This is a genomic window from Comamonas koreensis (assembly GCF_021026195.1).
Taxonomy (GTDB): domain Bacteria; phylum Pseudomonadota; class Gammaproteobacteria; order Burkholderiales; family Burkholderiaceae_C; genus Comamonas; species Comamonas koreensis.
Genome location: NZ_JAJNCT010000009.1, coordinates 361,208 through 384,809, shown reverse-complemented (window position 1 = coordinate 384,809; position 23,602 = coordinate 361,208). Strand labels below are relative to the sequence as shown.

The following is a 23,602-nucleotide window of genomic DNA, read 5'->3' as shown; positions in this document are numbered from 1 at the left end:
CCTCGCAACCCGCCGCTCACCCCGGCGGGTTTTTTCATGCCTTGTCGATGGCCTCGTCGATGTCGGCGGGCGGCTGGGTTTCCATGAACTCCTCGATATCGCAGCGCAGCTGCAGCTCCCGGGCCAGCAGCTTGTGCAGCTGGCGCGGGTCGATGGGCTTGTGCATCAAGGTCGCCCCCAGGCTGTTGGCCATCTGCAGCCGTTTGGGGGCCGTGTCGCCGGTCAGGATCACATAGTGGGGCAGCATCTGCTGCCAGGGCAGGTGCTCGGCTGTGGCATCGCGCACGGCCCGCACCACCATGCTGCCGTCTTCGGTGGGCGACAGGCGCAGGTCGGTCAGCACCACGTCAAAGGGCTTGCTGTTGCTCTCCTGCATATGGCCGATGAGGCGGCGCACCTGGTCCACCGTGGCGGCGCTCATCACCTGGCAATGCCATTGCTCCAGCATGCTGGCCAGGCCCACGCGCACCAGCGGCTCATCATCTACTACCAGCACCTTGAGGCCATGCAGGGACGAGTAGTCGCCGTCGTCCGGCTGCTCCCACAACCCGGCGACCAGGCCATAGCCGCCGGCGGGCACGGCCTCGGCCATCAGGCTGACGCGGAACACGCTGCCGCGCCCGGGGATGGACGATAGCGCGACCTGCACGTTCAGGATATCGGCCAGCTCGCGCACGATGGCCAGGCCCAGCCCCAGGCCCTTGCTGCCCATGTGGTGGTCCTCGCCCACCTGGCGGAACTTCTGGAAGATCAGGTCGTGGTGTTCGTCATCGATGCCCACACCGGTATCCCAGACCTCGATCACGCGCTGCAGGCCGCGTTTGCGCACCCCCAGCAGGACACCGCCCTGGTCGGTGTAGCGCAGCGCGTTGGACACCAGATTGCGCAGCAGCATGAACAGCAGCGACTGGTCGGTGTAGATCCAGTCCTCGCTGTCGCGCACGCGGAAGACCAGGTTCTTGGCATCGGCCTGCGGGCCGAACTCCTTCTCCAGCCGGCGCAGAAAGCCGGCGATGGCCACCGGCTGGAACTTGGGGTCCAGCACCCCGGCCTCGATGCGCGAGTAGTCCATCAGGGTGTCAAGCATCTCGCGGCTGGCCGACAGCGCCGCGCGCGCATGTTCCAGCACCACCGCCTGCTGGCTGTTGAGGCCCGAGCCGCGCAAGGTTTCCAGAAACAGGTTGAGTGCCTGCACCGGCTGGCGCAGGTCATGGCTGGCGCCTGCCAGAAAGCGGTTCTTGGCGCGCACCGCGTTCTGTGCCGAGCGGGTGTGGTCGTTGAGGTGCTTTTTGTAGGAGGCAATGGCCCGGCCCAGCTGGTCGATCTCGTCGCCCCATTGCTGGGGCACGGCATAGATGCCACCAAACTCGTCATTGCTGACCTCGCGGCGCAGCGCCACCAGGCGGCGCGACACGGAGGCATGCATGTAGATGCCCGCCATCACCACGCAGAGGATCAGCACGGCCACCAGCCAGTTCAGGTTGCTCTGCTGCGCGGCCACATCGCGCGACAGCTGCATGCTGCGCTCATTGAGCTGGCGCCGCAGGTCGGCTGCGGCGCGGCTGGCCAGCAGTGACATGTCGGTCGCCAGCATCTGGTTCTCGGCCACCAGATGGAAGACGGCGCGGTCATCAAGGCCATGCTGCGCCGGCTGAAAAATCGCCTGGCTCAGCTTCTGCACATTGGCGTTGAGCGCGTTGCGCTTGGACTGCATCAGCGGGTCGATGCTGCCATCGAGCTGCGTCTGCGTCATCTCGCCGAGCAGCTTGTCAAGCCAGCCCATGCGGTCGGTCAGCTCCACCATGTTCAGGCGCCTCTCGCCCATGTCATTGGTGATGGCCACCAGGCGTGCATAGCTGCCGATCATCTCGCTTTGCTGCATCACGCGGGTGCTGGCGATCAGCTGCTCCATCTCCACGCTCGACAGTTGCTGCAAGGCCTGGTTGGTGCGCCGCAGGCCCTGCAAGGTCAAGGCAAACACCACGGCAATGCCCACGGCCAGAATCACCAGCATCAGCAAAATGCGGGAGGTCACCGACATTGGAAAACTGCGATGCTCCGGTACAGCCTGCGGGCCGGGCGTGGCGGGATGGAGGCGATCTGGCATGGGCTCAGTTCTGCCAGCGCAGGTCTTCCAGCGCAAAGGTCGGGATCGGGCACTTGGACCACATGCCCACCAGGCCCTTGCGCATGAAGTTGCGCTCCGGCCGCACGACGATAAAGGCGTTGACTGCATCCTCGGCCAGCTGCCTTTGCGCCTGGCCCAGCCACTCGTCTAGTTCCTGGGGCGATGCCGAGGCGCGCAGCTTTTCCCAGATCTTTTTGAACACCCGGTTGTTGTAGTTGAAGTAGTAGTCATCGCGCGCATAGATGCCGATGTCCATCGGCTCCACATGCATGATCAGGCTCAGGTCATAGTCCTTGCGCTTCATCACCTGGTCCAGCCAGGTGGGCCAGTCCATGCGGATGATCTCGACCTGCAGGCCAATGGCCTCCAACTGCGCGGCCACGATCAGGCTGCCATAGCGTCCGTAATCGGTGGGCGGCACGGCCAGGCGCAGGCTGGTGCCCGGGGCCACCTGGGCCTGGGCCAGCAAGGCCTTGGCCTGTGCCAGGTCGTAGGGGTAGCGCTGCACCAAGTCCACATAGGCCGGGTGGTGGGGCGAGAAGTGGCTGCCAATGGGCAGCACCTGGATGGAGCCCCCATAGATATCCTGGTAGCGGCTGCGGTCCAGCGCATGGTTGATGGCGCGCCGCACCCGGATATCGTTCAACGGCGCGCGGGCATTGTTCATCGCGATCAGCAGCTTGCCTTGCACACCGCGCTGGCCCATCACATAGTCGGTACGCGCCATGAACGAGGCCGTCAGCCGCGTCACCGAGCTGAGTGCATCGATGCGGCCTTCGGCCAGCATGTTCTCGGTCTCGGCCGCGCTGGACATGAAGAGAAATTCCGCCATGCGGATGGCGGGCTTGCGGCTGTCCCACCACTGCTCATTGCGCACCAGGGTGATGGACTTGCCCTTGGTCCATTTCTCGACCTGGTAGGGACCGGTGCCCACGGGTGTGCTGGCATTGTTGGCCGCGCTGTCGGGGTGCACCATCACCGCGCCGGGCATGGCCAGCGCATAGCTGATCAGGGCGTCAGGCTCGCTCAGGCGTATGCGCAAAAGGTACTCGTCCTTGGCCTCGACGGATTCGAGCTTGTCGAACCATTCCAGGTAGGCATTGGTGTTCTTCATCTGCAGCAGGCGCTGCAGGCTGAAGACGGCGGTCGCGGCATTGAAGGGCTTGCCATCGTGGTAGCGCACATTGCGGCGCAGCACCATATCGACCTGCTTGCCGTCCGGGCTCACGGTCCAGCTCTGCGCCAGGCGCGGCTTGATCTGGCCCTGCCCATCGATGATGGTCAGGCCCTCGAACACATTGGCATAGGTGATCTCGCTGGCCGTGGAGGCTGCGGTGCTGGTGATGTCGAACGAGGAGGGCTCCAGCGGTATGCCGATGCGCAGGCGGTCGGAAGCAGCCTTGGCGGGCGCTAGGCCCACCAGGCAGCAGAGCAGCAAAACGGCCAGCGCCCAGCGCATCCACTGGGGCTTGTCTTGGGGGCCTGTGTCCATCATGGCTTCCTGGTTGTGCACCTGCCTGGCATGGGGCCGGCAAGTGGCATGGCGCTGGCGCTTGGGCGGCGACAGCAGCCGCTTTATTTGATGGCCGTGGCGGGCAGTATTCCGTTGCGCTGTGCCACCAGCACCGCCTGGGTTCGGGTATCGGCGCCCAGGTGCTTGAGGATGGACGCCACCTGATTGCGGATCGTATGTTCGCTCAGCCCGAAATGCTTGGCAATGGCCTTGTTGCTGAAGCCCTTGGCCAGCATCTTGAGCACCTCGTACTGGCGCAGCGGCAGCACCTCGGCATGGGGCTTGGCGTCTGGCGTCAGGCTGCGGCCGCTGGCCTTGTGGATGTTTTGCTCCATGCCCAGGCTGCGCAGCAGCCAGTGCTGCACCTGGGCGCAGATGGCCTCGGGCTCCAGCGCCTTGGAGATGAAGCCGGAGGCGCCCTGGCGCACGGCATCGCGCATCAGCTCGGGGTGGTCATGGCCGGAGAGCATCACCACATAGGCGCCGGGCCAGCGCTTGCGGATCTGGCCAATGCCTTCGAGCCCATCGCAGCCGGGCATGCTGATGTCCAGCATCACCAGGTTGACCCAGTGCTCCTGCGCCACCGCATCGGTGACCGAGCCGGCTTCGTGGATATCGGCCTGCAGCATGTTGCTGCTCAGCAGCATCATGCGCAGGCCCTGGCGGAAGAGGGGATGGTCATCCACCAGCATGACCGATGGCAGTGGCAATGTCATATCCGCAGGCTCCTTCTTGCGGCATGGTGGGCGCATGTCTTCATGGCCTGTACCTTACATCTATTTACCAAAGCAACCAATAGTCCATATGAACTAGTGTGCATCTCGGTGACATCGATAGATTGTTAGTATCCGCAAAAAATTTTAAAAGTCCAATGATTTTTATGGATTTATTGAGAATTTATGCCACCCATTTAACAAGGTTTCACACCGCAAAACTGCCTCTAGGCTAGTACATCTGGTCTATTTACAATTGCTTACTACCAGCCGACCATGTATCCCATGCGATGGCTGGCCGCCATGGGATGCCTGTCGTCGCTCCATCTGTTTTGCCCATGAACAGCACAACACCCAACTGTGAGGACGACATGAAACACAGCTCCCTCTACCTCGCCGCTGCCCTGCTGACGGCGGCCGCTTCCAGCCACGCACAAGGCTGGCTCGGCGAATCGGTGCCCTGGCAGTTCCAGACCAGCGCCGACCGGGCCAACCGGGCCCTCACCAACGACCTGATCGAGAAGAAAAAAGGCGGCTACTACGACGCCTTCAAAAGCACTTACATCACCAACATCGAGCGCCAGGTGAACTGCAATTTCCAGCCCACCGCCGCCGGTAACAGCAGCTCGGCCGACCAGGCCAACCAGGTCGCATCGCCGCAGACCAATGCATCGGCCGGCAACAGCGCATCGAGCACCGGCAGCGCCAGCGAAAGCAGCGACAACCTGGGCCGTGGTGGCGTGGCCAACAACAACCAGAGCAACACAGGCGCCATCAGCAGCGGCGTGCAGGGCAGCCCATCGAGCACCACGATGGCGCCCATCAACAGCGAAAACGCCCATGGCCAGCAGGACATGCAGGTCGCGCAAAACAACAGCGGCAACCAAAGCACCAACGTGAGCGGCAGTTCAGCCTGCCAGTTTGGTGCCAGCGGTGCCATCAACTAAAGCGCGGACGGAGGACACCATGCACGCTTTGAACCTTTCCCCGCGCGGCCCGCTGCCCCGCCGCACGATGACCCTGTCGGCGCTGGCCGCCACCTTGCTGCTGAGCGGCTGCGCCCTGCCCACCTACCAGCAGGTGCGCATGGCCGATGACGAAGCGCCGGTGATGCAGGGCCCCGGCCCGCGCCACAACGGCACACCGCTGGACAACAGCTTTGCCTGCCTGTCACACCGCATCGTTGAGCAAGGCAAGGGCCGCCCACCGCTGTCGATTGCCGTGGGCGACATCAAGGACTACACCGGCAAGTACTCGCAAGGCGACGGCAATGTCGTCACCCAGGGCGGCTCCTTGATGGTCTATTCGGCGCTGGGCAAGCTCGGCGGCGCCATCGATGTGCGCGAGCGCTTTGACACCCGCGTGGCCGAGCTGGAGCTGGCCTACACCGACCGGCGCCAGCTGGGCGATGGCAACCAGCACGCGCTGGCCGATGAGAAGGGCCAGCGTGCGGTGCCCTGGCTGCCGTACTACGGCGGCTCCATCCTGCGCTCCGATTACTACATCATCGGCGGCCTCACCGAGGTGAACTACAACATCCAGTCCGGCGGCATCGAAGCCCAGGTCAACCAGATCGGCCCGCGCTACCGCGTCTTCACGATGAATGTGGGTGCCGATCTGCGCATCGTCGAGACCAAGACCTTGCGCGTGGTGCGTGCCGTCAGCCTGCAAAAGCAGATTGTGGGGCGCGAGATTGGTGCGGGCATCTTCCGCTTCTTCGGCAGCAACCTGTTCGACATCAATGCCGGCAGCAAGGACCTGGAGCCTGTGCAACTGGGCGTGCGCACCACCTTGGAACAGGGCGTGCTGGAGCTGATCAGCACCGTGACGCAAACCCCATCAGCCCCTTGCATGGACGCTTCCAGGACGGTGGCCGGCGAGGCGGCTGCGCCAGTGGGTGAGGCGCCAGTCGCACCGGCCGTTGCACCTGCTCCGGCACCTGTGCCAGCAGCTGCACCGGCTGCGGCAGCGACCCAGCCGATGCCCGAGAAAACCGCCGCTGCGATGACCTCGCTGGACGTCGTATTTGAAGAAAACAACACCCGTATCGCCCAGCAATCGGCCACCGCCGCAGACACGGTGGCCACCCGACTGCGCGCCGGCCAGGGCGTGCGCATGGCACTGCTGGCGCGTGAGAACGAAAACGACCAGAACCCCGCCCGGCGCGATGCGCTGACCGAGGAGCGCCTGCAAGTGCTGCGCGCCGAGCTGGCGCAGCACGGTATTCCACCCAGCCAGGTGCAGGTGCAGTGGCGGCCTACGCCCGGCGACACCACCGTACACCGCTACGGCGCGGGCTACCGCCTGCTGGCCCGCCTGCAGATCAAACCCTGAGCGGCATCGTTTTTTCGCTATCAATTTAATAGCTTCTAGCGCTTTATAGACGGGCACTTAGAGCATAAAACACCCAAATCACGTCTAGTTTTCCTCCCTGTACCACTAGGAGACAGTCATGTCCCACAAGCACCCAACCTCTCTTCGCCGGGCACGCCTGGCTCCACTGGCCGCTGCGGCCGCATTGATCGCTGCCACCTCGGGCGTGGCGCTGGCGCAGAGCAACGGAACCCTTCCGGTGACCGGGCCCACAACCAACCAGACCAGCGATGGGGTCGTTAACGCACAAAACAACAGCAATGCGCAGTACACCACCTTTCCCGGCAACGGTGTGGTGAATGGCAATGGCGTGGATGCGCTGGCTATTGGCAACCAGCACCGGCTCGATACCGGTGCCGCTGCTGCCCTGACCATCAACAACCAGCTACCAGCGCAGCCAACGGTGGACATTGCCCAGCAGGTCAATAGCACCGTCAGCAGCATCACCTCGGGCACGGTCGGCGTCAATGCCGCCAATGTGGTCGGCAACCACGATGGTGATACCGCCAGCGTGAGTAACAACGAAGCCAGCGCAGCGGCGATCGGCAGCACGGCAGTGGGCACCATGCAGATCACCGGCACGGCGGTTGACATGAACACCCCGGCGACGGCTACCGTCACCCAGGGCCAGGCGGCAACCGGCGCGGTGACAGCCTTCACTACGCTGAACCAGGTGGGTATCCGCCTGAACCAGACCGGTGGTGCCAACCCCGCCAATGCCATGGACAACCTGAGGCTGAGCGTCTCGGGCAACAAGATCGATGCCAGCGCGCAGGCCAATACCACCCAGGCAGGTATCCAGGTGCAGGGCAGCAGCGTCAATGTGGGGGCCGATGCCAGCAGCAGCGTTGACCAAGTGGCCGAGGGCAACGTTTTCGGCATCAGCTCGGTCGGTAGTTTGCTGGGTATCCGGGTTCAGGGCACCCCCAACCAGCCCATGACGGACAGCACGCTGAGCGTGAGCGGCAACCAGGTGCAAGCCTCCGCTGGCGGCAACCAGCAGACCAGTACCCTGCAGATCACGTCATCCGGTGACGTGGTGCAGGCGCCCAATACGGTTTTGGGCACCACGGCGACCCAGGCCAATAGCGGTGTTGTCATCGCCTCAGGCTCGGCAACCACGCTGGGCATCGACAACCAGAAGCCTAGCTCGGCCAACAACAGCTACAGCGTCGCCGGCAACAGCGTCAGCGCCCAAGCCGATGGCAATAGCGGCAGCAACCGCACGGCCGTGGCGGCTGCAGGCTCCATCAGCGGTGCGGTGTTGGAGACTTCGAATTCCCAAACCCTGAGCTCGCCCGTTGTCACAGCTGGTGCCAATGTGGGATCGCTGGGCGTGCAGACCCTGGACAGCACCAATGACACCCTGAGCGTCAGCGGCAACCTGGTACAGGCCCAGGCCCAGGGCTCCAGCGCCAGCAACCAGACCCGTGCCGGCGCCAGCAACATCGCTGACAGCCAGGCCACCACGTCCAACACCCAGCTGAACATGGGGGGTGCCGTTTCGGCCAGTGCCAGCGTTGCGCGCATCGGCAGCAGCTCCACCAGTCTGTCTGGCACCAGCCTGACGGTGAGCGGCAACCAGCTCAGTTCCGAAGCGACGGCAGCCTCCGCCACCAACGACGCCCAGCTTGGTGCCGATAATGCGGTGACGCAATCGTCCGCGCTGGTGACCAACACGCAGGGCCATGCGACGGGCGAGGTCCAGGCTAGCACCGGATCCAACCTGGTGGGCGCAACTACCACCAGCGCCAGCAATGCCACCTTGGTGGTCAGCGGCAACCAGTTCAACGCCAACGCTGCCAGCCAGAAGGCCAGTAACCTGGCCCGTGTCAATGCCACCAACGGCGTGACAGACTCTGCCGCTGCGGTCATCAACCAGCAGGGCCATGGCTCAGGCGATGTCAGCGCCACGGTCGCCGGGCTCACCAGCCTGAGCCCTTCTCCCGATCCGGTCCCCATGCTGATCGGTCTGCGTGCCAATACGGCCTCGGGTTCCAGCCTCACGGTCAGCGGTAATGTGGGCGGCTCGGACGCGATCATCAACCAGGCGGACAACCAGGTCGCGCTCTCTGGCAGCCGCATCGATGGCAACTCGGCAGCCTACCTGTTCAATGTGCAGGCCGTGCAATCGGGCAATGCAAGCGCACTGACCAAGGTCAACCTGGGCGTTGAGGGTACGAGCAACCTGACACCTGTCACCACGCGCGCAGGCGGCCACGAACTGGTGGTGAGCGGCAACCAGTTCAGCGCCAATGCCAGCCAGAACCAGGCAACCAATGCGCTGGACATCCAGGCCACCAGCACCTTGAGTGCGGCCGGCACCCAGCCCAACCTGTTGGGCAACCTGCAGTTGTCGGCAGGTGACACCACGGCCACCACCGAGATGCAGATCCTCAGTGGCCGCAGTGTGGTCACCGATCCCAGCGGCAACACCACCATCACTGGCAACCAGGCCAGCAGCCTGGCCCGTGCCAACGTGGCCAACAACCAGCTGACCGTGACAGCCGGCACGCTTGCGAGCGACCAGGCCGTCTTGCTGGGCAATGTGCAGGGTAATTCCGGTGCCGTGGCTTCTACCGCCAACCTGCAGATGCAAGGCACTGCGGCCAACCGCCTCGATGGCAACATCACTACCACCGGCAACCAGGCGCTGGCAGTGGCTGCAGGCAACACCTCGCTCAACAGCGTGCAAGTAGGTGCAGGCACGGCGCTCAACAGCGGATCGGCCGTGGGCCTGCTCAATGCGCAGACCAACAGCGGCAATGTGGTCGCCACCGCAAGCCTGAACGCCGATGCCTTCACCCGTGGCAGCTCCCTCAATCTGAGCGGCAACACCGCCAGCGCCACGGCCGTAGGCAACAACGCTGAAAACGTGGTGAATGTGTCGGCCTTGCCCGGTCAGCAAATGGCCAGTGCGGCACTCGTTTCCAACCAGATCAACAGTGGCAACGTGTCGGCCGTCGTCAATGGCAGCTACAGCGCCTCCGGTGTGCCCGCTACCAACGGCATCAATGTATCGGGCAACCGCTCGTCTGCGGTGGCGATTGGCAACCGTGCCACCTCGTCGATGACATTGGGTGTGCAATAAGCCGCAAGGCCTTGCACTTTGACAGCCCGCCTGGGCAACCAGGCGGGCTTTTTTAGGTCTTCGAGAAGCAGTACATATCGCACCCTTTGCGTGCGAAATGGCGCCGGCGCTAACCTGCCGGGTTTTCCACTGCAGGAGTTTTTGATGAACCTCGCGATACCGCCCTTCTGGGCATCCTGGCTGTACCGGCCGGTGGAGTTGCGCATCGATGTGAGCCCGATTCCACCCCATCAACTCGAAGGCGAATGCGCCTCCATCCACGATCGCATCCACACCCCCGGCGACAGGCTCCATGGCCTGCCCGAGATCCCTTTGTCCGACCCCCGTTTCGCGATCCGCTACCGCAGTGCCGATGGCGAGTTCTATGTCTATGTCGAAGACCAGCTGGAGCACCGCATTGCGGGCTTTACCGTCTTCAACCGCCTGATCGAGCTGGACAAGCGCGCCGACCGCTACATACGCGGCCCGCACAGCCGCTTTGACCCCGCCTACCAGCGCAAGGGCCTGGCCTCCTGCATCTACCGCTGGGCGCTCGATGCAGGCCTGTGCCTGGTCACTGGCGCGCGCCAGTCACCCGGCGCGCATGCGCTCTGGCACAAGCTCGCTGCCAGCCACCGGCTGGGCTATGTCGATATCAACAACAAGAAAATGCACTACCTCGGCGACCGCTTGGCGCCCGAGCGGCTCGATCCGCTCAGCACCCGCATGTTTCTGCTGGGCCAGGGCTGGTCGCTGGGCAGCTTTGCGGCGGCTACCGGCATGCGCTGCGACTGAGGCCGGCCTGCCGCATCACTTGGGCCGGCGCATCACAAACTTGCCAGCCTCGCTGATCGTGAAATAGTCGCCCGGCCCACCGCCGCGCAGCAGCGGTTGGCCCGCTGCCGTCTGGTAGATGCCGTCCTGCAACAGCTGCTCGTCGATGTGCACCTTGACCACCTCGCCCAGCACCAGCCAGGTAGGCACCTGCGTGCCTTGCGCGGTCTGCAGCTGCACGATCTGGGTACAGCGGCATTCCATCGTCACCAGGCTGGCTTGCACGCGCGGTGGGCGCACCAGGTGCGAGGGTTCGGTGGCCAGGCCCGCCAGTTCGAACTCATTGACCTCGGGGCCGACGGCTGCGCAGCTCTGGTTCATCGCCTCGGCCAGCGGTTCGCTCGCCAGGTTCCACACAAACTCGCCCGTGGCCTCGATGTTGTTCAGGCTGTCCTTGCGCCCCACGCTGGCAAAGCCGACGATGGGCGGCACATAGTTGAAGGCATTGAAGAAGCTGTAGGGCGCCAGGTTCAGCACACCGCTGCTGCTGATGCTGGAGATCCAGCCAATCGGGCGCGGGCCGACGATGGCGTTGAAGGGATCATGGGGCAGGCGGTGGCCTTGGCGGGGTTCGTAGCTGTGCAGGGGCATGGTGGGGCAATGACAGAGGTTGGAGACGAGACGGGGGAGAACAGATTCCTAGCGGGTTTGCATACCCAGAAAACGTACCGGCGACAGACCGCAGGCGCGCTGCACCATCGCACTGAAGGCGCTGGGCGTATAGCCCAGCTCGGCGGCAATCTGGCCAATGGCCAGGCCGCTGGCACCCAGCTCCACCGCCTTGGCCAGAATGACCTGCTGGCGCCACTGCAGGTAGGTGCAGCCCAGCTCCTGGCGGAACAGGCGCGCAATGGTGCGGGGGCTGGCGCCGCTGTTGTGCGCAAAGGCCTGCAGGCTGTCATGCGCCAGCGGGTCGTCCAGAACGGCCTGGCACAGGCTGTGCAGGCGCTTGTCGCGCGGCATGTCCACCCGCAGATCGAGCTGGGTGGCCTGGCGCAGTTCATCGAGCAGCAGCGCGCTGACATGGCGTTCGCGCGCCAGTTGCCCGGCGCTGGGCGCGGGTCCGCCATCCGGTTCGGTGGGCAGGTCGCAGACCAGGGCGCGCATCAGCTCGGAGACCTCCAGCACACGGCAGCGGCGCCACAGATTGGAGGCGCTGTCGCCCGGGCCGGGGCCGCACTGGCCCTCGGCCTGGTAGATGTAGAGGGTGCGCAGCTCGGCCGTCTCCACCAGGGTCACCGCATGCTCGACGCCAGGCGGAATCCACAGCGCGCGCCGGGGTGGCACCACAAAGGTGGCCGACGGCACGCGCAGGTGCACGGTGCCGGTGACCGAGATGGCCAACTGCGCCCAGGCATGCTGGTGGGGCAGCACCTGGGTGTCCCCGCTGAGCTCGCGCAGCTTGGCGCGCACGGGGCGATCGGCGGTGGGCACAAACAGATGCGGGGTGAGCGAATCCACATACAGCCAGGCACGGCGGGCACTGGCAGCGTCGCCACCGGCGGCAGCGCGTGCCGGTGGGGGCGGGGTGGCAGTCACGGCAGAAGTCATGGCGGCAGGTCGCAAGGCGGTTCGCGGTGGGCAAGGGCAAACGTGCCAGGCGCATCAGCTTGGCACATTGGCGATAGTAATCGTCCTTCTGTCGCATACATGCCGACAGGGCTTTGGCTAACATCGCTGCCATGACAACCAGCACAACAACATCGAACGCCGCACCGGACCCCGGCGCATCCGACCCGAAAGCCTTGGGCAGCCTGCGGCAGGATTCGCGCACCATCGGCCTGGTGGGCCTGGCCCATGGCTCCTCGCACTTCTTCCACCTGCTGCTGCCGCCGCTGTTTCCCTGGTTGATTGCGGACTTCGGCTTCAGCTATTCCGAGCTCAGCGTGCTGGTGTCGGCCTTTTTCATCGTCTCGGGCGTGGGCCAGGCGCTGGCCGGCTTTGTGGTCGACCGCTTTGGCGCCCGCCCCATCATGTTTGCCGCGCTCAGCAGCTTTGCGGTGGCCGGTGTCATTGCCGGCACTGCCAACAGCTATGCGCAGCTGATGCTGGCCGCCATCTTTGCTGGCCTGGGCAATGCGCCCTTCCACCCAGTGGATTTCACCATCCTCAACAAGCGCCTCTCGCCGCAGCGCCTGGGCCATGGCTTCTCGGTGCATGGGCTCTCGGGCAACCTGGGCTGGGCGGCAGCGCCGGTGTTCATGGCCGGCATCACCTCGGCCACCGGCTCCTGGCGCGTCGCCTGCCTCTGCGGTGCCGCGCTGGCGGCCATCATCCTGGCCATCATGGTCATCAACCGCGATGCGCTCGATGACCGCGTCAGCCTGGCTGGCGCCGCACCCAAGGCCGCCGGTACTGCTGCTGGCCCGCAAGAGCACCCGATGGCCTTCCTGAAGCTGCCATCGGTCTGGCTGTGCTTCTCCTTCTTTTTCTGGACCACCTGCGCGATGAGCGCCATCCAGTCCTTCTCCAGCCCCGCGTTGCAGCAGCTCTATGGGCTGCCTGCCAGCATCACCGCCTATGTGGTCACCGGCTACATGCTGTTTGGCGCCGCCGGCATGGTGCTGGGCGGTTTTCTGGTGGGCCGGGTGGAGCGGCTGGAGAAAGTCATCTCTGCCTGCCTGCTGTTCTCCGGCATCTTGCTGGCGCTGGTGGGCACCGGCTGGCTGCCCGGCTATGTGGCCCTGGGCGTGGCGGCACTGGCCGGTATCGGCACCGGCCTGGCCGGCCCTTCGCGGGACATGCTGGTCAAGCGCGCTGCGCCGCCGGGCGCCACCGGCCGGGTCTATGGCACCGTGTACTCGGGCCTGGACCTGGGCTTTTGTCTGGCCGCCCCGGTGTTTGGCTACATGCTGGACCACCACATGAACGCCGGCGTGTTCTTTGGCGCAGCCGTGGGCATGGTGCTGAGCGTGGTCTCCGCCGGGTTTGTCGGTGCCGGGGTTGCCGCACGCAAGCAGAAGGCGGCTGTGGTGCCTGCATAAGGACTAAGCGTCTACCCTCTAGGTAGCAGCAGAAAACCCGCCAGAAGGCGTTAAAAGGCCCGCGCAACCGCTTGGTGGCGCGGGCCTTTGGCTAAGAACCTGTTCAAAGTCTCTACGCAGCCGCGTTGGAGTGCAATCGGGATGAGTTCGAAGCGATGGTCCGCAGCTTGCACCGGGGTGCAAGCAAGGGCCAGCGCGCAGAAATCGCCCGATTTCACTCCAACCCGTAGGGACAGTGGCTTTGCGAGCGGTCTGCGTCGTTGCAAATCCTCGCAATAGCGCGGCTATTGCTGCGGTGTTGCGCCTCGCATCCCATCTCGCAAAGACACTGTCGCGGCGCGAGGAGACTTTGAACAGGTTCTAAGGGGGTCCTGTCGATCAGCCCAGCTGGAAGATCTTGCCCGGGTTCAGGATGTTCTTCGGGTCCAGCGCCTGCTTGATGGCGCGCATCATCGCCACGGCGCCTTCGCCGGCCTCTTCCAGCAAAAAGCCCTGCTTGTGCACGCCAATGCCGTGCTCGCCGGTGCAGGTGCCGCCCAGCGCAATGGCGCGCTGCACCAGCTGGTGGTTGAGCTGCTCGGCCTGCGCGCGCTGGCTGTCGTTGTCCGGGTCGATCAGGTAGCCGAAGTGGAAGTTGCCGTCGCCCACGTGGCCCACGAGGAAGTAGGGGATGCCGCTGGCATCGGCCTCGGTCACGCACTGCAGCAGTGCATCGGCCAGGCGGCTGATGGGCACACAGGTATCGGTGGTGATGCAGCGGCAGCCCGGCACGCTGGAGACGGCCGCAAAATAGGCGTTGTGGCGGGCGGTGAAGAGGCGCGTGCGGTCTTCCGGGCGTTCGGCCCATTCAAAGGCATTGCCGCCATGCTCGCTGGCCAGGTCCTGCACCATCTCGGCCTGTTCCTTGACGCCGGTGGGCGAGCCATGGAACTCCATCAGCAGCATCGGTTCCTCGCGCAGATCGAGCTTGCTGTAGGCATTGACCATGCGCACCGCATTCACATCGATCAGCTCCACGCGCGCAATCGGAATACCCATCTGGATGGTCTCGATGACAGTGCGCACGGCCGCTTCAATGGTCGGGAACGAGCAGATGGCGGCGCTCACCGCCTCGGGCAGCGGGTAGATGCGCAGGCTGATCTCGGTAAAGATGCCCAGGGTGCCTTCGCTGCCCACCATCAGCCGCGTCAGGTCGTAGCCGGCCGCGCTTTTCTTGGCGCGGTTGCCGGTGCGGATCAGCTGGCCGATGGCGGTCACCACCTCCAGTGCCAGCACGTTCTCGCGCATGGTGCCGTAGCGCACGGCATTGGTGCCGCTGGCGCGGGTCGATGCCATGCCGCCAATGGAGGCGTCCGCACCCGGGTCGATCGGGAAGAAAAAGCCCGTGTCCTTGATCGCCTCGTTGAGCTGCTTGCGGGTGATACCCGGTTGCACGGTGATGGTCAGGTCCTCGGTGTCGATGGACAGCACTTTATTCATGCGGTTCACATCGATGCTGATGCCGCCTTGCACGGCCAGCAGATGGCCTTCCAGCGACGAGCCGGCGCCGTAGGCGATGACAGGCACTTCGTACTGGTGGCACAGGGCCACGGCATCCTGCACATCCTGGCTGGATTCGGCATAGACCACGGCGGCCGGTGGCGGCGCGGTGATGGATCCTTCGTCGCGGCCATGCTGCTCGCGCACGGCCTGCGAGGTCACGCACTGGCTGCCAAAACGGGCACTCAGCGCTGCCATGAAGGCATCGGGAATAGGGCGCTGTTCAGCAGCCAGGACGTGGGGGGAGGTGGGCGCGTTCATCGGGTTCTCCAGAGCGGGAGCCAAGAATAGCACCGCCCGCTTTTCAGCGCTGTCCGCTGCGCTGCAGCCGGGCATGAAAAAACCCCGCCGTAGCGGGGAGAGGGAGAGTTCGGGAGAACCGGCGGGGGGCGCCGGTCAGAGAGACTTTTTGACCGGCTGGCGCGCTTGGTGGCGGCGCGGGTCATGGGTGCCCAGTTGGCGGTCGACCTGGATAATGCGGCTGCCGCTGGCGGCCTGTCCGATGCGCTGCTGGCTGCTGCTCAACGGCTGGGCACTGGCCATTGCCGATGTGACCGCAATCGATGCAAACAGCATCACGCTGCGGGCGTCAAAGGAATGGGCGAAAAACTTGCCAGACATCTGTAGATCCTTTCGTCATTCAGACATGGCTCTATTGAACCCGGAATCGGCGCTGTTTGCTATCATTTTTGCTTAGTGTTGCCTCGGCTACATATTTACCGCGCCGGTAACAGAAAATAGGCGGAGATTCACAGCCGCTTTACAAGGATTACCCATGGGCAACCGTCTCTCCCAAATTGCGACCAGAACCGGTGACGATGGCAGCACCGGCCTGGGCGACAACAGCCGCGTCTCCAAGGCCAGCGGCCGCCCGCAGGCGATGGGCGATGTCGACGAGCTCAACTCCCACATCGGCCTGCTGCTGTGCGAGCCCCTGCCCGCCGATGTGCGCGAGCTGCTGATCGACATCCAGCACCAGCTGTTCAACCTGGGTGGTGAGCTGTCCATGCCCGGCTACGAACTGCTCAAGGACGATGCACTGCTGCAGCTCGATACCGCGCTGGCGCACTACAACGCGCAGCTGCCGCGCCTGGCCGAATTCATCCTGCCCGCAGGCACGCGCGCTGCTGCGCAATCCCATGTCTGCCGCACCGTGGCGCGCCGCGCCGAGCGCATGGTGGTGGCGCTGGAGCAGGGCGAGGCCATGCGCCCCGCGCCGCGCCAGTACCTCAACCGCCTGTCCGACCTGCTGTTTGTGCTGGCCCGTGTGCTCAACCGCGTCGATGGCGGTGACGATGTGTACTGGAAGAGCGCGCGGCTGGCGCGCATGCAGGCAGAAGATGGCCCTGGCGGCAGCAACATCGGCGCTGGCCGCTGACCCGCGAGGCTCCACCCATGCGCCTGCGCCATATCGAAGTCTTCAACGCCGTGATGCACACCGGCAGCGTCAGCGCTGCGGCGCGGCTCATTAACATCTCGCAGCCGGCCGTCAGCCGCACCTTGCAGCATGCCGAGCTGCAGCTGGGCTTTGCGCTGTTCCAGCGCAGCAAGGGCCGCTTGGCGCCGACCAGCGAGGCGCTGGCCTTGCTGCCGCATATGGAAAAGCTGTTTGCCCAGCTCGAAGAGGTGCAGCGCCTGGCCGACAGCCTGCGCAAGGGCCGCGACGGCGATGAGCTGCGCATTGCCAGCGTGCTGGCGCTGAGCCATGAGGTACTGCCCCGGGCGCTGGCGCAGTTCAAGCAGAAGCACCCGCATGTCAGCGTCAGCCTGCAGTCGCTGCATTCGCCGCAGATCGTCTCGGCGCTGATGATGCAGGAGGCCGATGTCGGCTTTGTGCTCAGCAATGTGCAGCAAGCCAGCCTGCAGCAGGAGAGCCTGGCGCGCGTGCCCATGGTCTGCGTGGTGCCCAAGGGCATGCTGCCGCCCTTCAAGCTGCGCGCGGGCAGCCTCTCGCTCGATGACCTGACCGGTGTGCCCACCATCAGCCTGGATGCGCAGGACCCGGTCGGCATGCTGCTGAGCCAGCTGACCCGCGAATCCAACGCCGGGCTGGACCACTTTGTCACCGTGCAGACCTACCACACGGCCTTGGCGATGGCCCACCACGGTTTGGGCGTCGCGATGGTCGATGGCTGCACCGCCTTGTCGGCAGACCACAGCAAAGTCGATGTGCTGCCCTTGGCCCCGGGACTGCAGGTGCCGGTCAATGCGATCCGCGCGGTCTCGCAGCCGCAGTCCTTGCTGGTCAAGGCCATCACGCGCGAGATGCAGAAGGTGCTGGCGGCGCAGCTGTAGGCGGATTTGCGGCTTAGGCGGTCTGGCCGATGTCGTAGGCCAGCTGTGCAGCGGTGCCAAAGGCCAAGGTAAAGCCCAGCGCACCATGCCCAGTGTTGATCCAGAGATTGCTGGCGCCTGCCGACATGGCAATCGGCACGGCAGTCGGTGTGGCCGGGCGCAGGCCGGCCCAGGGCTGGACGTTGACGTAATCGCTGCAACCGGGAAACACCGCTTCCGTAGAGGCGCAGAGGCTGCGAATCTTGTCCTGCGGAATGCGCAGGTCATGACCCACCAGCTCCACCATGCCGGCCACGCGCAGGCGCTGGCCAATGCGCGCAAACACCACCTTGCGCGCGCTGTCGGTGATGCTCACCGTCGGCGCCTTGTGGCCTGCGGCCGCCACGTCCAGGGTGATGCTGTAGCCCTTGAGCGGGTAGACCGGCAGATCCACCCCCAGCGGCTTGCACAGCGCCACGCTGTCCACGCCCAGCGCAACAATGAAGTGCTCGGCCTCGATATCGCCCTGCGCCGTCTCCAGTGCGACGATCTTGCCGCCTTCGCGGCGCAGGCGCTGGATGGGCGTGTCCATGATGAACTTCACCCCCTTTTGGCGCAGCCAGTCTTCGAGCTGGCGGCAGACCTGGTAGCAATCGGCGGCGCATTCGCTGGGCGTGTGCACGGCGCCGGCAAACTGGCTGCGGTAGGCGGCCAGCGCGGGCTCCAGCGCGACGGCTTCATCGGGGCTGACGATGCGCTGCGGTGCGCTGCCCAGCTGGCTTTGCACATCAAGCTGCTGGCGCGCCGACTGCACGGCGGCATCGCTGGGGTAGAGCACCAGCTTGCCGGTGCTGCTGTAGTCCCAGTCGCCACCCACCTGGGTCTGCATGGCCTCAAAACGCTGGCGGCTGACGGCGGCCAGCTGCAGCAACGTGCGGGTGCTGGCAGCAGACCGGTCCGCATTGCAGGCACCCAAAAAGGCCAGGCCCCATTTCCACTGTTGGGGATCGGCCTGCAGGCGGAACTTGAGCGGCGAATCGCTGCTGAACAGCAGCTTGGGCAGCTGCTTCCAGATGCCAGGGTCGGCCAGCGGTTGCACATAGCTGTAGCTCAGCTGCGCACCATTGCCCATGCTGGTGCCACTGCCAGCCTGTGAGGCCTTGTCAACCACGGTCACCTGGTGCCCCGCCAGGGTCAGCTCATAGGCGGCAGCCAAACCCACAATCCCCGCACCCAGAATGCAAACCTGCATGGAACACCCCCTGAAAACCCTTAAATATAGGCGCTTGAAAACCGCCTGTCGCATAGCAAAATGGGCAACAGGCATGCCATTTGCTTATAGGTACAGCGCTTCCGCCTCTGTGCGGTATGCCATGCACCATAACCAAGCGTTATAGGGCTGTCCCAAAAAGGCATTGTTGAAACAAAGTGCTGGTTTCTACACTGTTCGTATTGTTCGATTCAAGGAGGTTCACCATGAAGTTTGTTAAGTCGCTGGTCTGTGCTGCCGCTGCTGTTGCCTGCCTGCCCTCGGCCTTTGCCGATGTGCTGGCCAAGGCCAAGGATTCGGGCGAAATCACGTTCGCCTACCGCGAATCTTCGGTGCCGTTCAGCTACCTCTCCGGTGGCCAGAACGCCATCGGCTTCTCGGTGGACATCTCCAACGCCGTGGCAGACGCCGTGCGCAAGGAAATCGGCAAGCCCGACCTGAAGGTGAAATGGCAATCGGTCACTTCGGCCAACCGCATTCCGCTGATCCAGAACGGCACCATCGTGCTCGAATGCGGCTCCACCACCAACAACAGCGCCCGCAACAAGGACGTGGATTTCGCGATCAACTACTTCTACACCGGCACCCGCGTGGCAGTGAAGAAGAGCGCCGGCATCAAGAACTGGGCCGATCTGAAGGGCAAGACCCTGGCCATCACCACCGGCACCACCAACCTGCCTGTGGTGCGCAAGTACAGCGCCGACCAGAAGCTGGACATCAACATCACCCTGGCCAAGGACCATTCCGACGGCTTCCTGCTGATGGAAAACGACCGCGCAGCCGGCTTTGCGATGGACGACATCCTGCTCTACGGCCTGAAAGCCAACTCCAAGGACCCAGCAGCCTACGAGGTGGTGGCCGATGCACTGCAAGTCGAGCCCTATGCCTGCATGCTGCCCAAGGACGACCCTGCGTTCAAGAAGATCGTCGATGGCGTCATCGGCGGCATGATGAAGTCGGGTGAGTTCACCAAGCTGTACGACAAGTGGTTCATGCAGCCCATCCCACCGAAGAACCAGGCACTGGGCCTGCCGATGAACAAGGAACTGCAGGACAATCTGACCGCGCAAAGCGACAAGCCTGCGATCTGATGGACAATCCCGTGTCGTGCACGGCACGCACTGCAATGGCCCGGCAACGGGCCATTTTTCATTTTCTCTGGAGTTGGGTATGAAGCTTCACACCGTAGGCATTCTGGGCGGCATGGGCCCCGCTGCTGGTGCTGATTTTGTGCGCCTGTTTGTACAGGCTTGCGCAGACCATTTGCGGGCCAGCGGCGCGCCCGTGACCGACCAGGGCTACCCCGAGCACTGGCTGGCCCAGTTGCCGATACCGGACCGCAGCGCCGCGCTGCTGGCACCCGAGACTGCAGAAGACCCCTTCGCGATGATGTGCCAGGGCCTGGACAAGCTCCAGGCCGTCGGTGCCCGGGCGGTGGCCGTGGCCTGCAATACCGCCCATGCCTGGCATGGCCGCCTGCAGCAGGCCTACCCGCAGCTGCAGCTGCTGCACATCGCGCGTGTGGTGGCCGAAGGGCTGCAGCAGCAAGGCCAGCAGGCCTGCATGCTGCTGGCTACGCAAGGCACCTACCGCATTGGCCTGTATGACCAGGCGCTGGCCGCCTGCGGCATCACCGTGCACCTGCCGCAAGAGGCGGAGCGGGAGCTGCTGATGCGCGGCATCTACCAGGGTGTGAAGGCCGACCGCATGGACCAGGCACGCGCCGATTTTGCCGCCGTGGCCCAGGTCATGCGCGCCCGCCATGGCGATGTGCCCCTGATCATGGGCTGCACCGAAATACCGCTGGCCTTGCCCGGCGCCGACAGCGTGCAAGGCCTGCCGCTGATCGACCCAGCCTGGGAGCTGGCACGCGCATTGGCGCGCGTGGCCTACGGCGACTGAATCAGTCCGCGTTTTCGAGCATCGCCATCGTGATGCGAGAAACACAGGTCAGCTTGCCCTCGTCGTTGACCATGTCGATCTGCCAGACCTGGGTCATGCGGCCGATATGCACCGGTTTGGCAGTGCCGGTGACCCAGCCACTCTTCACGCCCCGGATATGGTTGGCATTGATATCGAGGCCGACGCAGCGCCAGCCTTCCGGCGATGAGAACAGCGCACCGACGGAGCCCAGTGTCTCTGCCAGCACCACGCTGATCCCGCCATGCAGCAGGCCAAAGGGCTGGTGCGTGCGGTGGTCGACCGGCACACGGCCTACCAGGTAGTCATCGCCAATTTCCAGGTATTCGATGCCCAGGTGTTCAATCGCCGTATGGCGCGCTTTGTCACGCAGCGCGTCCAGCGAGATGGGCTTTTTCCAGATAGCAGTCATGGGTGTTCAGGCTCAACAACAGGGATGCCACAGCATAGCGCTGTGCAAGCCGGCTGCCTACCGCCTGCATGACGCCTCGGTTGAAGCTGGGCGCTGGGGTGAGCTTTGTGGCAGCTTTTGATGCAGTGGCGGGCCCTTGTGCCCTTTTAGTTGCTGGTGGGCACCTGTTCGCCATCGCAGTCCGCGCTGCTGTGGGCGTCATCGGGTGCGGCACCGTCTTCCACCAGCAGCTCCACCAGCTCGCGGGCGAAGGAGGGTAGGGATTCGAGGTTGCGCACGACGATCTGCATCTCGCGGTTGGACCATTCGTCCGAGATGCTGATGATGCGGATGTCCATGCTGCGCGCGTGGCGGCGGGCGGCGGATTCGGGCAGGATGCCGATGCCTACGCCGGCTTCGATCATGCGGCAGGCCGCTTCAAAATTGCCCACCTGGATGCGCTGCTTGATCGGGCGGTGCAGCAGGTCACTGTGCTGGCGCAGGAACGCATGGATGGCGCTGGATTCGTGCAGGCCGATGTAGTCGTATTCCAGGGTATCGCCAAAGGCCACGGACTTGCGGCGGGCGAGGGCATGGTCGGCATAGACGACGAGCACCAGGCGGTCGCTGCGGTAGGGCATCGCCACCAGGCTTTCGGTGCGCACCTGGCCGGCGACGATGCCGATGTCGGTCTGGCCCTCGCCAACGGCGCGGATGATGTCATTGGACAGGCGCTCGCGCAGGTCGATGTCCACATCCGGGTGCTTGCGCAGATAGGCGCGCAGAACAGGGGGCAGAAACTCGCCCAGCGCCGTGGTGTTGGCAAACACGCGCACATGGCCCTTGATGCCGCGTGCGTACTCCTGCATGTCGCCGCGCAGGTGCTCGATCTGGCCCAGAACCGTGCGGGCATGCTGTACAAAGGCCTGGCCCGGCAAGGTCAAGGTGACGCCCTGGCTGGTGCGGTAGAGCAGCTTGACGCCCATGCTCTCTTCGAGATTCTTGATGCGGGTGCTGGCCGCTGGCAGCGAGATGAACGACAGCTCGGCCCCCCGCGTCATGCTGTTCGCGTCTGCCACATGCACCATCAGGCGCAGATCCACCAAGTCAAAATGCATAGCCATGGCGCGATTGTAGGCGCTGATAGCAACCACACCCGGGGCGGGCGACCCCGCCTGTCACCCAGGTTGGGTGCCATCACCGGCCCTCAGCATTCAACGATGTGCACCGCCAGACCGCCCAGCGAGGTTTCCTTGTACTTGCTCATCATGTCGGCACCGGTGGCGCGCATCGTGGCAATCACCTTGTCCAGGCTGACGATGTGCGAGCCATCGCCGCGCAGGGCCATGCGGGCTGCATTGATGGCCTTGACGGCGGCCAGCGCATTGCGCTCAATGCAGGGCACCTGCACCAGGCCGGCGACCGGGTCGCAGGTGAGGCCTAGGTGGTGCTCCATGCCGATTTCGGCAGCGTTCTCCACCTGCGCCGGTGTGCCGCCCAGCACGGCGCAGAGGCCGGCGGCCGCCATCGAGCAGGCCACGCCCACCTCGCCCTGGCAACCCACTTCGGCGCCGGAGATCGAGGCGTTCTCTTTGTACAGAATGCCGATGGCACCGGCGGTCAGCAAAAAGTCCACCACGCCGGCCTCGGTGGCGCCGGGCACAAAGCGCCAGTAGTAGTGCAGCACGGCCGGCACAATGCCGGCGGCGCCATTGGTGGGCGCAGTCACCACGCGGCCGCCAGCGGCGTTTTCCTCATTCACCGCCAGCGCAAACAGGTTCACCCAGTCAATCACCTCCAGCGGATCGGTGTTCGCATGCTGGGTCAGGCCTTCGTAAAAGCCCGCAGCGCGGCGTTTTACATTCAGCCCACCGGGCAGGCGGCCTTGGGTGCTGCAGCCGCGTTGCACGCAGTCCTGCATCGCCTGCCAGATCTTGCGCAGGCCGCTGTCGATGTCGGCATCGCTGCGCCAGTGGCGTTCATTGGTGCGCATGATCTGCGCAATGGGTTGCTGGTGGTCTTGCGCCAGTTGCAGCAGCTGCGCGGCGCTGTGAAAGGGCAGGGGCAGCACATCGGTATCGGGTGCAATCGCTTGCTGGCGCTCGGCATCGTGGGCCGCTTCTTCGCTGACGATAAAGCCGCCGCCCACCGAGTAGTAGGCCTGCGCGTCGACCAGTTCATGCTGGGCATCCCAGGCCTCAAAGCGCATGCCGTTGGGGTGGAAGGGCAGGCTCACCGCGCCAATCAGGAGCAGATCGGTGGCGGGGTCGAACACGATGCGCTGCTCACCATTGAGCAGCAGTTGCTGGCTATCGTTGACCTCGGCAATGATGGCATCGACGGCATTCACATCCACCGTATCGGGCGCATGGCCGGCCAGGCCGAGGATCACCGCGCGGTCGCTGGCGTGGCCGATACCGGTAGCGCCCAGCGAGCCAAACAGCTGGCAGCGCAGGCGGGCCACCTGTGCCAGCGCCCCCTGGCGCTGCAAGCGCTGCACAAAGGCATGCGCGGCGCGCATCGGGCCCACGGTGTGCGAGCTGCTGGGCCCGATCCCGATCTTGAACAAATCAAACACGCTGACTGCCATGGC

20 protein-coding genes are annotated in these 23,602 nt (G+C 64.6%); 9 read left to right on the top strand and 11 right to left on the bottom strand.

All coding sequences use genetic code 11. From position 1 onward, the window contains the following. Window positions 1-34: 34 nt before the first annotated feature. From LPW39_RS09605 to LPW39_RS09595, 3 genes are all read right to left on the bottom strand, one after another. On the bottom strand, window positions 35-2,041 hold the full coding sequence (locus LPW39_RS09605) for an ATP-binding response regulator (RefSeq protein WP_230774023.1): 2,007 nt from the start codon (window positions 2,039-2,041) through the stop codon (window positions 35-37). Between the two features lie 70 nt (window positions 2,042-2,111). After that, on the bottom strand, window positions 2,112-3,620 hold the full coding sequence (locus LPW39_RS09600; RefSeq protein ID WP_230774015.1) for an ABC transporter substrate-binding protein: 1,509 nt from the start codon (window positions 3,618-3,620) through the stop codon (window positions 2,112-2,114). Between the two features lie 83 nt (window positions 3,621-3,703). Further along, complete coding sequence (locus tag LPW39_RS09595) at window positions 3,704-4,357, bottom strand: response regulator (protein ID WP_230774014.1); 654 nt, start codon at window positions 4,355-4,357, stop codon at window positions 3,704-3,706. Window positions 4,358-4,725: 368 nt separating this feature from the next. Here LPW39_RS09595 and LPW39_RS09590 point away from each other — a divergent pair, with 368 nt between their 5' ends. The 4 genes from LPW39_RS09590 (at window position 4,726) to LPW39_RS09575 (ending at window position 10,592) form a co-directional block, all read left to right on the top strand. Beyond that, window positions 4,726-5,301 carry a hypothetical protein gene (locus tag LPW39_RS09590; protein ID WP_230774013.1) on the top strand — a complete coding sequence of 192 codons (576 nt, stop codon included), beginning with the start codon at window positions 4,726-4,728 and terminating at the stop codon, window positions 5,299-5,301. 19 nt (window positions 5,302-5,320) lie between these two features. Further along, entirely contained in the window at window positions 5,321-6,688 is a 1,368-nt protein-coding gene (locus tag LPW39_RS09585) for a CsgG/HfaB family protein (protein ID WP_230774012.1), read from the top strand. Window positions 6,689-6,806: 118 nt separating this feature from the next. Beyond that, a complete protein-coding gene (locus tag LPW39_RS09580; RefSeq protein ID WP_230774011.1) occupies window positions 6,807-9,818 on the top strand; it encodes a beta strand repeat-containing protein in 3,012 nt (1,003 codons plus the stop codon). A gap of 144 nt (window positions 9,819-9,962) precedes the next feature. Next, the gene (locus tag LPW39_RS09575) at window positions 9,963-10,592 is read left to right on the top strand and encodes an N-acetyltransferase (RefSeq protein WP_230774010.1); all 630 of its coding nucleotides are present in this window, start codon (window positions 9,963-9,965) and stop codon (window positions 10,590-10,592) included. A 15-nt stretch (window positions 10,593-10,607) separates the two neighbouring features. Here LPW39_RS09575 and LPW39_RS09570 read toward each other — a convergent pair whose 3' ends face one another. Both LPW39_RS09570 and LPW39_RS09565 read right to left on the bottom strand, forming a co-directional pair. Then, entirely contained in the window at window positions 10,608-11,222 is a 615-nt protein-coding gene (locus LPW39_RS09570; protein ID WP_230774009.1) for a flavin reductase family protein, read from the bottom strand. Window positions 11,223-11,270: 48 nt separating this feature from the next. Further along, a complete protein-coding gene (locus LPW39_RS09565) occupies window positions 11,271-12,182 on the bottom strand; it encodes an AraC family transcriptional regulator (RefSeq protein WP_230774008.1) in 912 nt (303 codons plus the stop codon). Window positions 12,183-12,313: 131 nt separating this feature from the next. Here LPW39_RS09565 and LPW39_RS09560 point away from each other — a divergent pair, with 131 nt between their 5' ends. After that, window positions 12,314-13,615 carry an MFS transporter gene (locus tag LPW39_RS09560; RefSeq protein WP_230774007.1) on the top strand — a complete coding sequence of 434 codons (1,302 nt, stop codon included), beginning with the start codon at window positions 12,314-12,316 and terminating at the stop codon, window positions 13,613-13,615. 378 nt (window positions 13,616-13,993) lie between these two features. On the opposite strand, the gene LPW39_RS09555 is transcribed toward LPW39_RS09560, so the two are convergent. Together LPW39_RS09555 and LPW39_RS09550 are read right to left on the bottom strand one after the other, a co-directional pair. After that, the gene (locus LPW39_RS09555; protein ID WP_230774006.1) at window positions 13,994-15,415 is read right to left on the bottom strand and encodes an FAD-binding oxidoreductase; all 1,422 of its coding nucleotides are present in this window, start codon (window positions 15,413-15,415) and stop codon (window positions 13,994-13,996) included. A 135-nt stretch (window positions 15,416-15,550) separates the two neighbouring features. Further along, the gene (locus LPW39_RS09550) at window positions 15,551-15,775 is read right to left on the bottom strand and encodes a hypothetical protein (protein ID WP_230774002.1); all 225 of its coding nucleotides are present in this window, start codon (window positions 15,773-15,775) and stop codon (window positions 15,551-15,553) included. Between the two features lie 154 nt (window positions 15,776-15,929). Here LPW39_RS09550 and LPW39_RS09545 point away from each other — a divergent pair, with 154 nt between their 5' ends. After that, window positions 15,930-16,532: a cob(I)yrinic acid a,c-diamide adenosyltransferase gene (locus LPW39_RS09545; RefSeq protein ID WP_230774000.1), complete on the top strand. Its 603-nt coding sequence runs from the start codon at window positions 15,930-15,932 to the stop codon at window positions 16,530-16,532. Between the two features lie 17 nt (window positions 16,533-16,549). Beyond that, a complete protein-coding gene (locus LPW39_RS09540) occupies window positions 16,550-17,449 on the top strand; it encodes a LysR substrate-binding domain-containing protein (protein WP_230773996.1) in 900 nt (299 codons plus the stop codon). Between the two features lie 13 nt (window positions 17,450-17,462). Here the strand turns inward: LPW39_RS09540 and LPW39_RS09535 are convergent, their stop codons facing one another. Continuing rightward, complete coding sequence (locus LPW39_RS09535) at window positions 17,463-18,680, bottom strand: D-amino acid dehydrogenase (protein WP_230773991.1); 1,218 nt, start codon at window positions 18,678-18,680, stop codon at window positions 17,463-17,465. A gap of 224 nt (window positions 18,681-18,904) precedes the next feature. On the opposite strand from LPW39_RS09535, the gene LPW39_RS09530 reads away from it, so the two are divergent. Both LPW39_RS09530 and LPW39_RS09525 read left to right on the top strand, forming a co-directional pair. Further along, the gene (locus LPW39_RS09530) at window positions 18,905-19,789 is read left to right on the top strand and encodes an amino acid ABC transporter substrate-binding protein (protein ID WP_133856673.1); all 885 of its coding nucleotides are present in this window, start codon (window positions 18,905-18,907) and stop codon (window positions 19,787-19,789) included. Window positions 19,790-19,868: 79 nt separating this feature from the next. Then, window positions 19,869-20,600, top strand: a complete 732-nt coding sequence (locus LPW39_RS09525) for an aspartate/glutamate racemase family protein (protein ID WP_230773989.1) — start codon at window positions 19,869-19,871, stop codon at window positions 20,598-20,600. Between the two features lies 1 nt (window position 20,601). Here LPW39_RS09525 and LPW39_RS09520 read toward each other — a convergent pair whose 3' ends face one another. From LPW39_RS09520 to LPW39_RS09510, 3 genes are all read right to left on the bottom strand, one after another. Continuing rightward, on the bottom strand, window positions 20,602-21,030 hold the full coding sequence (locus LPW39_RS09520; RefSeq protein ID WP_230773982.1) for a hotdog fold thioesterase: 429 nt from the start codon (window positions 21,028-21,030) through the stop codon (window positions 20,602-20,604). A gap of 146 nt (window positions 21,031-21,176) precedes the next feature. Beyond that, a complete protein-coding gene (locus LPW39_RS09515; protein ID WP_230773972.1) occupies window positions 21,177-22,133 on the bottom strand; it encodes a LysR family transcriptional regulator in 957 nt (318 codons plus the stop codon). 83 nt (window positions 22,134-22,216) lie between these two features. After that, a complete protein-coding gene (locus LPW39_RS09510) occupies window positions 22,217-23,599 on the bottom strand; it encodes an L-serine ammonia-lyase (protein WP_230773970.1) in 1,383 nt (460 codons plus the stop codon). Window positions 23,600-23,602 lie beyond the last annotated feature (3 nt).

Excerpts from the sequence above, each read along its gene's own strand:
- LPW39_RS09580 (WP_230774011.1), top strand. The coding sequence starts at position 6,807 with ATGTCCCACAAGCACCCAACCTCTCTTCGCCGGGCACGCCTGGCTCCA.
- LPW39_RS09590 (WP_230774013.1), top strand. The coding sequence starts at position 4,726 with ATGAAACACAGCTCCCTCTACCTCGCCGCTGCCCTGCTGACGGCGGCC.
- LPW39_RS09525 (WP_230773989.1), top strand. The coding sequence starts at position 19,869 with ATGAAGCTTCACACCGTAGGCATTCTGGGCGGCATGGGCCCCGCTGCT.
- LPW39_RS09535 (WP_230773991.1), bottom strand. The coding sequence starts at position 18,680 with ATGCAGGTTTGCATTCTGGGTGCGGGGATTGTGGGTTTGGCTGCCGCC.
- LPW39_RS09550 (WP_230774002.1), bottom strand. The coding sequence starts at position 15,775 with ATGTCTGGCAAGTTTTTCGCCCATTCCTTTGACGCCCGCAGCGTGATG.
- LPW39_RS09540 (WP_230773996.1), top strand. The coding sequence starts at position 16,550 with ATGCGCCTGCGCCATATCGAAGTCTTCAACGCCGTGATGCACACCGGC.
- LPW39_RS09510 (WP_230773970.1), bottom strand. The coding sequence starts at position 23,599 with ATGGCAGTCAGCGTGTTTGATTTGTTCAAGATCGGGATCGGGCCCAGC.
- LPW39_RS09575 (WP_230774010.1), top strand. The coding sequence starts at position 9,963 with ATGAACCTCGCGATACCGCCCTTCTGGGCATCCTGGCTGTACCGGCCG.
- LPW39_RS09555 (WP_230774006.1), bottom strand. The coding sequence starts at position 15,415 with ATGAACGCGCCCACCTCCCCCCACGTCCTGGCTGCTGAACAGCGCCCT.
- LPW39_RS09570 (WP_230774009.1), bottom strand. The coding sequence starts at position 11,222 with ATGCCCCTGCACAGCTACGAACCCCGCCAAGGCCACCGCCTGCCCCAT.
- LPW39_RS09545 (WP_230774000.1), top strand. The coding sequence starts at position 15,930 with ATGGGCAACCGTCTCTCCCAAATTGCGACCAGAACCGGTGACGATGGC.
- LPW39_RS09530 (WP_133856673.1), top strand. The coding sequence starts at position 18,905 with ATGAAGTTTGTTAAGTCGCTGGTCTGTGCTGCCGCTGCTGTTGCCTGC.
- LPW39_RS09605 (WP_230774023.1), bottom strand. The coding sequence starts at position 2,041 with ATGTCGGTGACCTCCCGCATTTTGCTGATGCTGGTGATTCTGGCCGTG.
- LPW39_RS09595 (WP_230774014.1), bottom strand. The coding sequence starts at position 4,357 with ATGACATTGCCACTGCCATCGGTCATGCTGGTGGATGACCATCCCCTC.
- LPW39_RS09515 (WP_230773972.1), bottom strand. The coding sequence starts at position 22,133 with ATGGCTATGCATTTTGACTTGGTGGATCTGCGCCTGATGGTGCATGTG.
- LPW39_RS09560 (WP_230774007.1), top strand. The coding sequence starts at position 12,314 with ATGACAACCAGCACAACAACATCGAACGCCGCACCGGACCCCGGCGCA.
- LPW39_RS09520 (WP_230773982.1), bottom strand. The coding sequence starts at position 21,030 with ATGACTGCTATCTGGAAAAAGCCCATCTCGCTGGACGCGCTGCGTGAC.
- LPW39_RS09565 (WP_230774008.1), bottom strand. The coding sequence starts at position 12,182 with ATGACTTCTGCCGTGACTGCCACCCCGCCCCCACCGGCACGCGCTGCC.
- LPW39_RS09585 (WP_230774012.1), top strand. The coding sequence starts at position 5,321 with ATGCACGCTTTGAACCTTTCCCCGCGCGGCCCGCTGCCCCGCCGCACG.
- LPW39_RS09600 (WP_230774015.1), bottom strand. The coding sequence starts at position 3,620 with ATGGACACAGGCCCCCAAGACAAGCCCCAGTGGATGCGCTGGGCGCTG.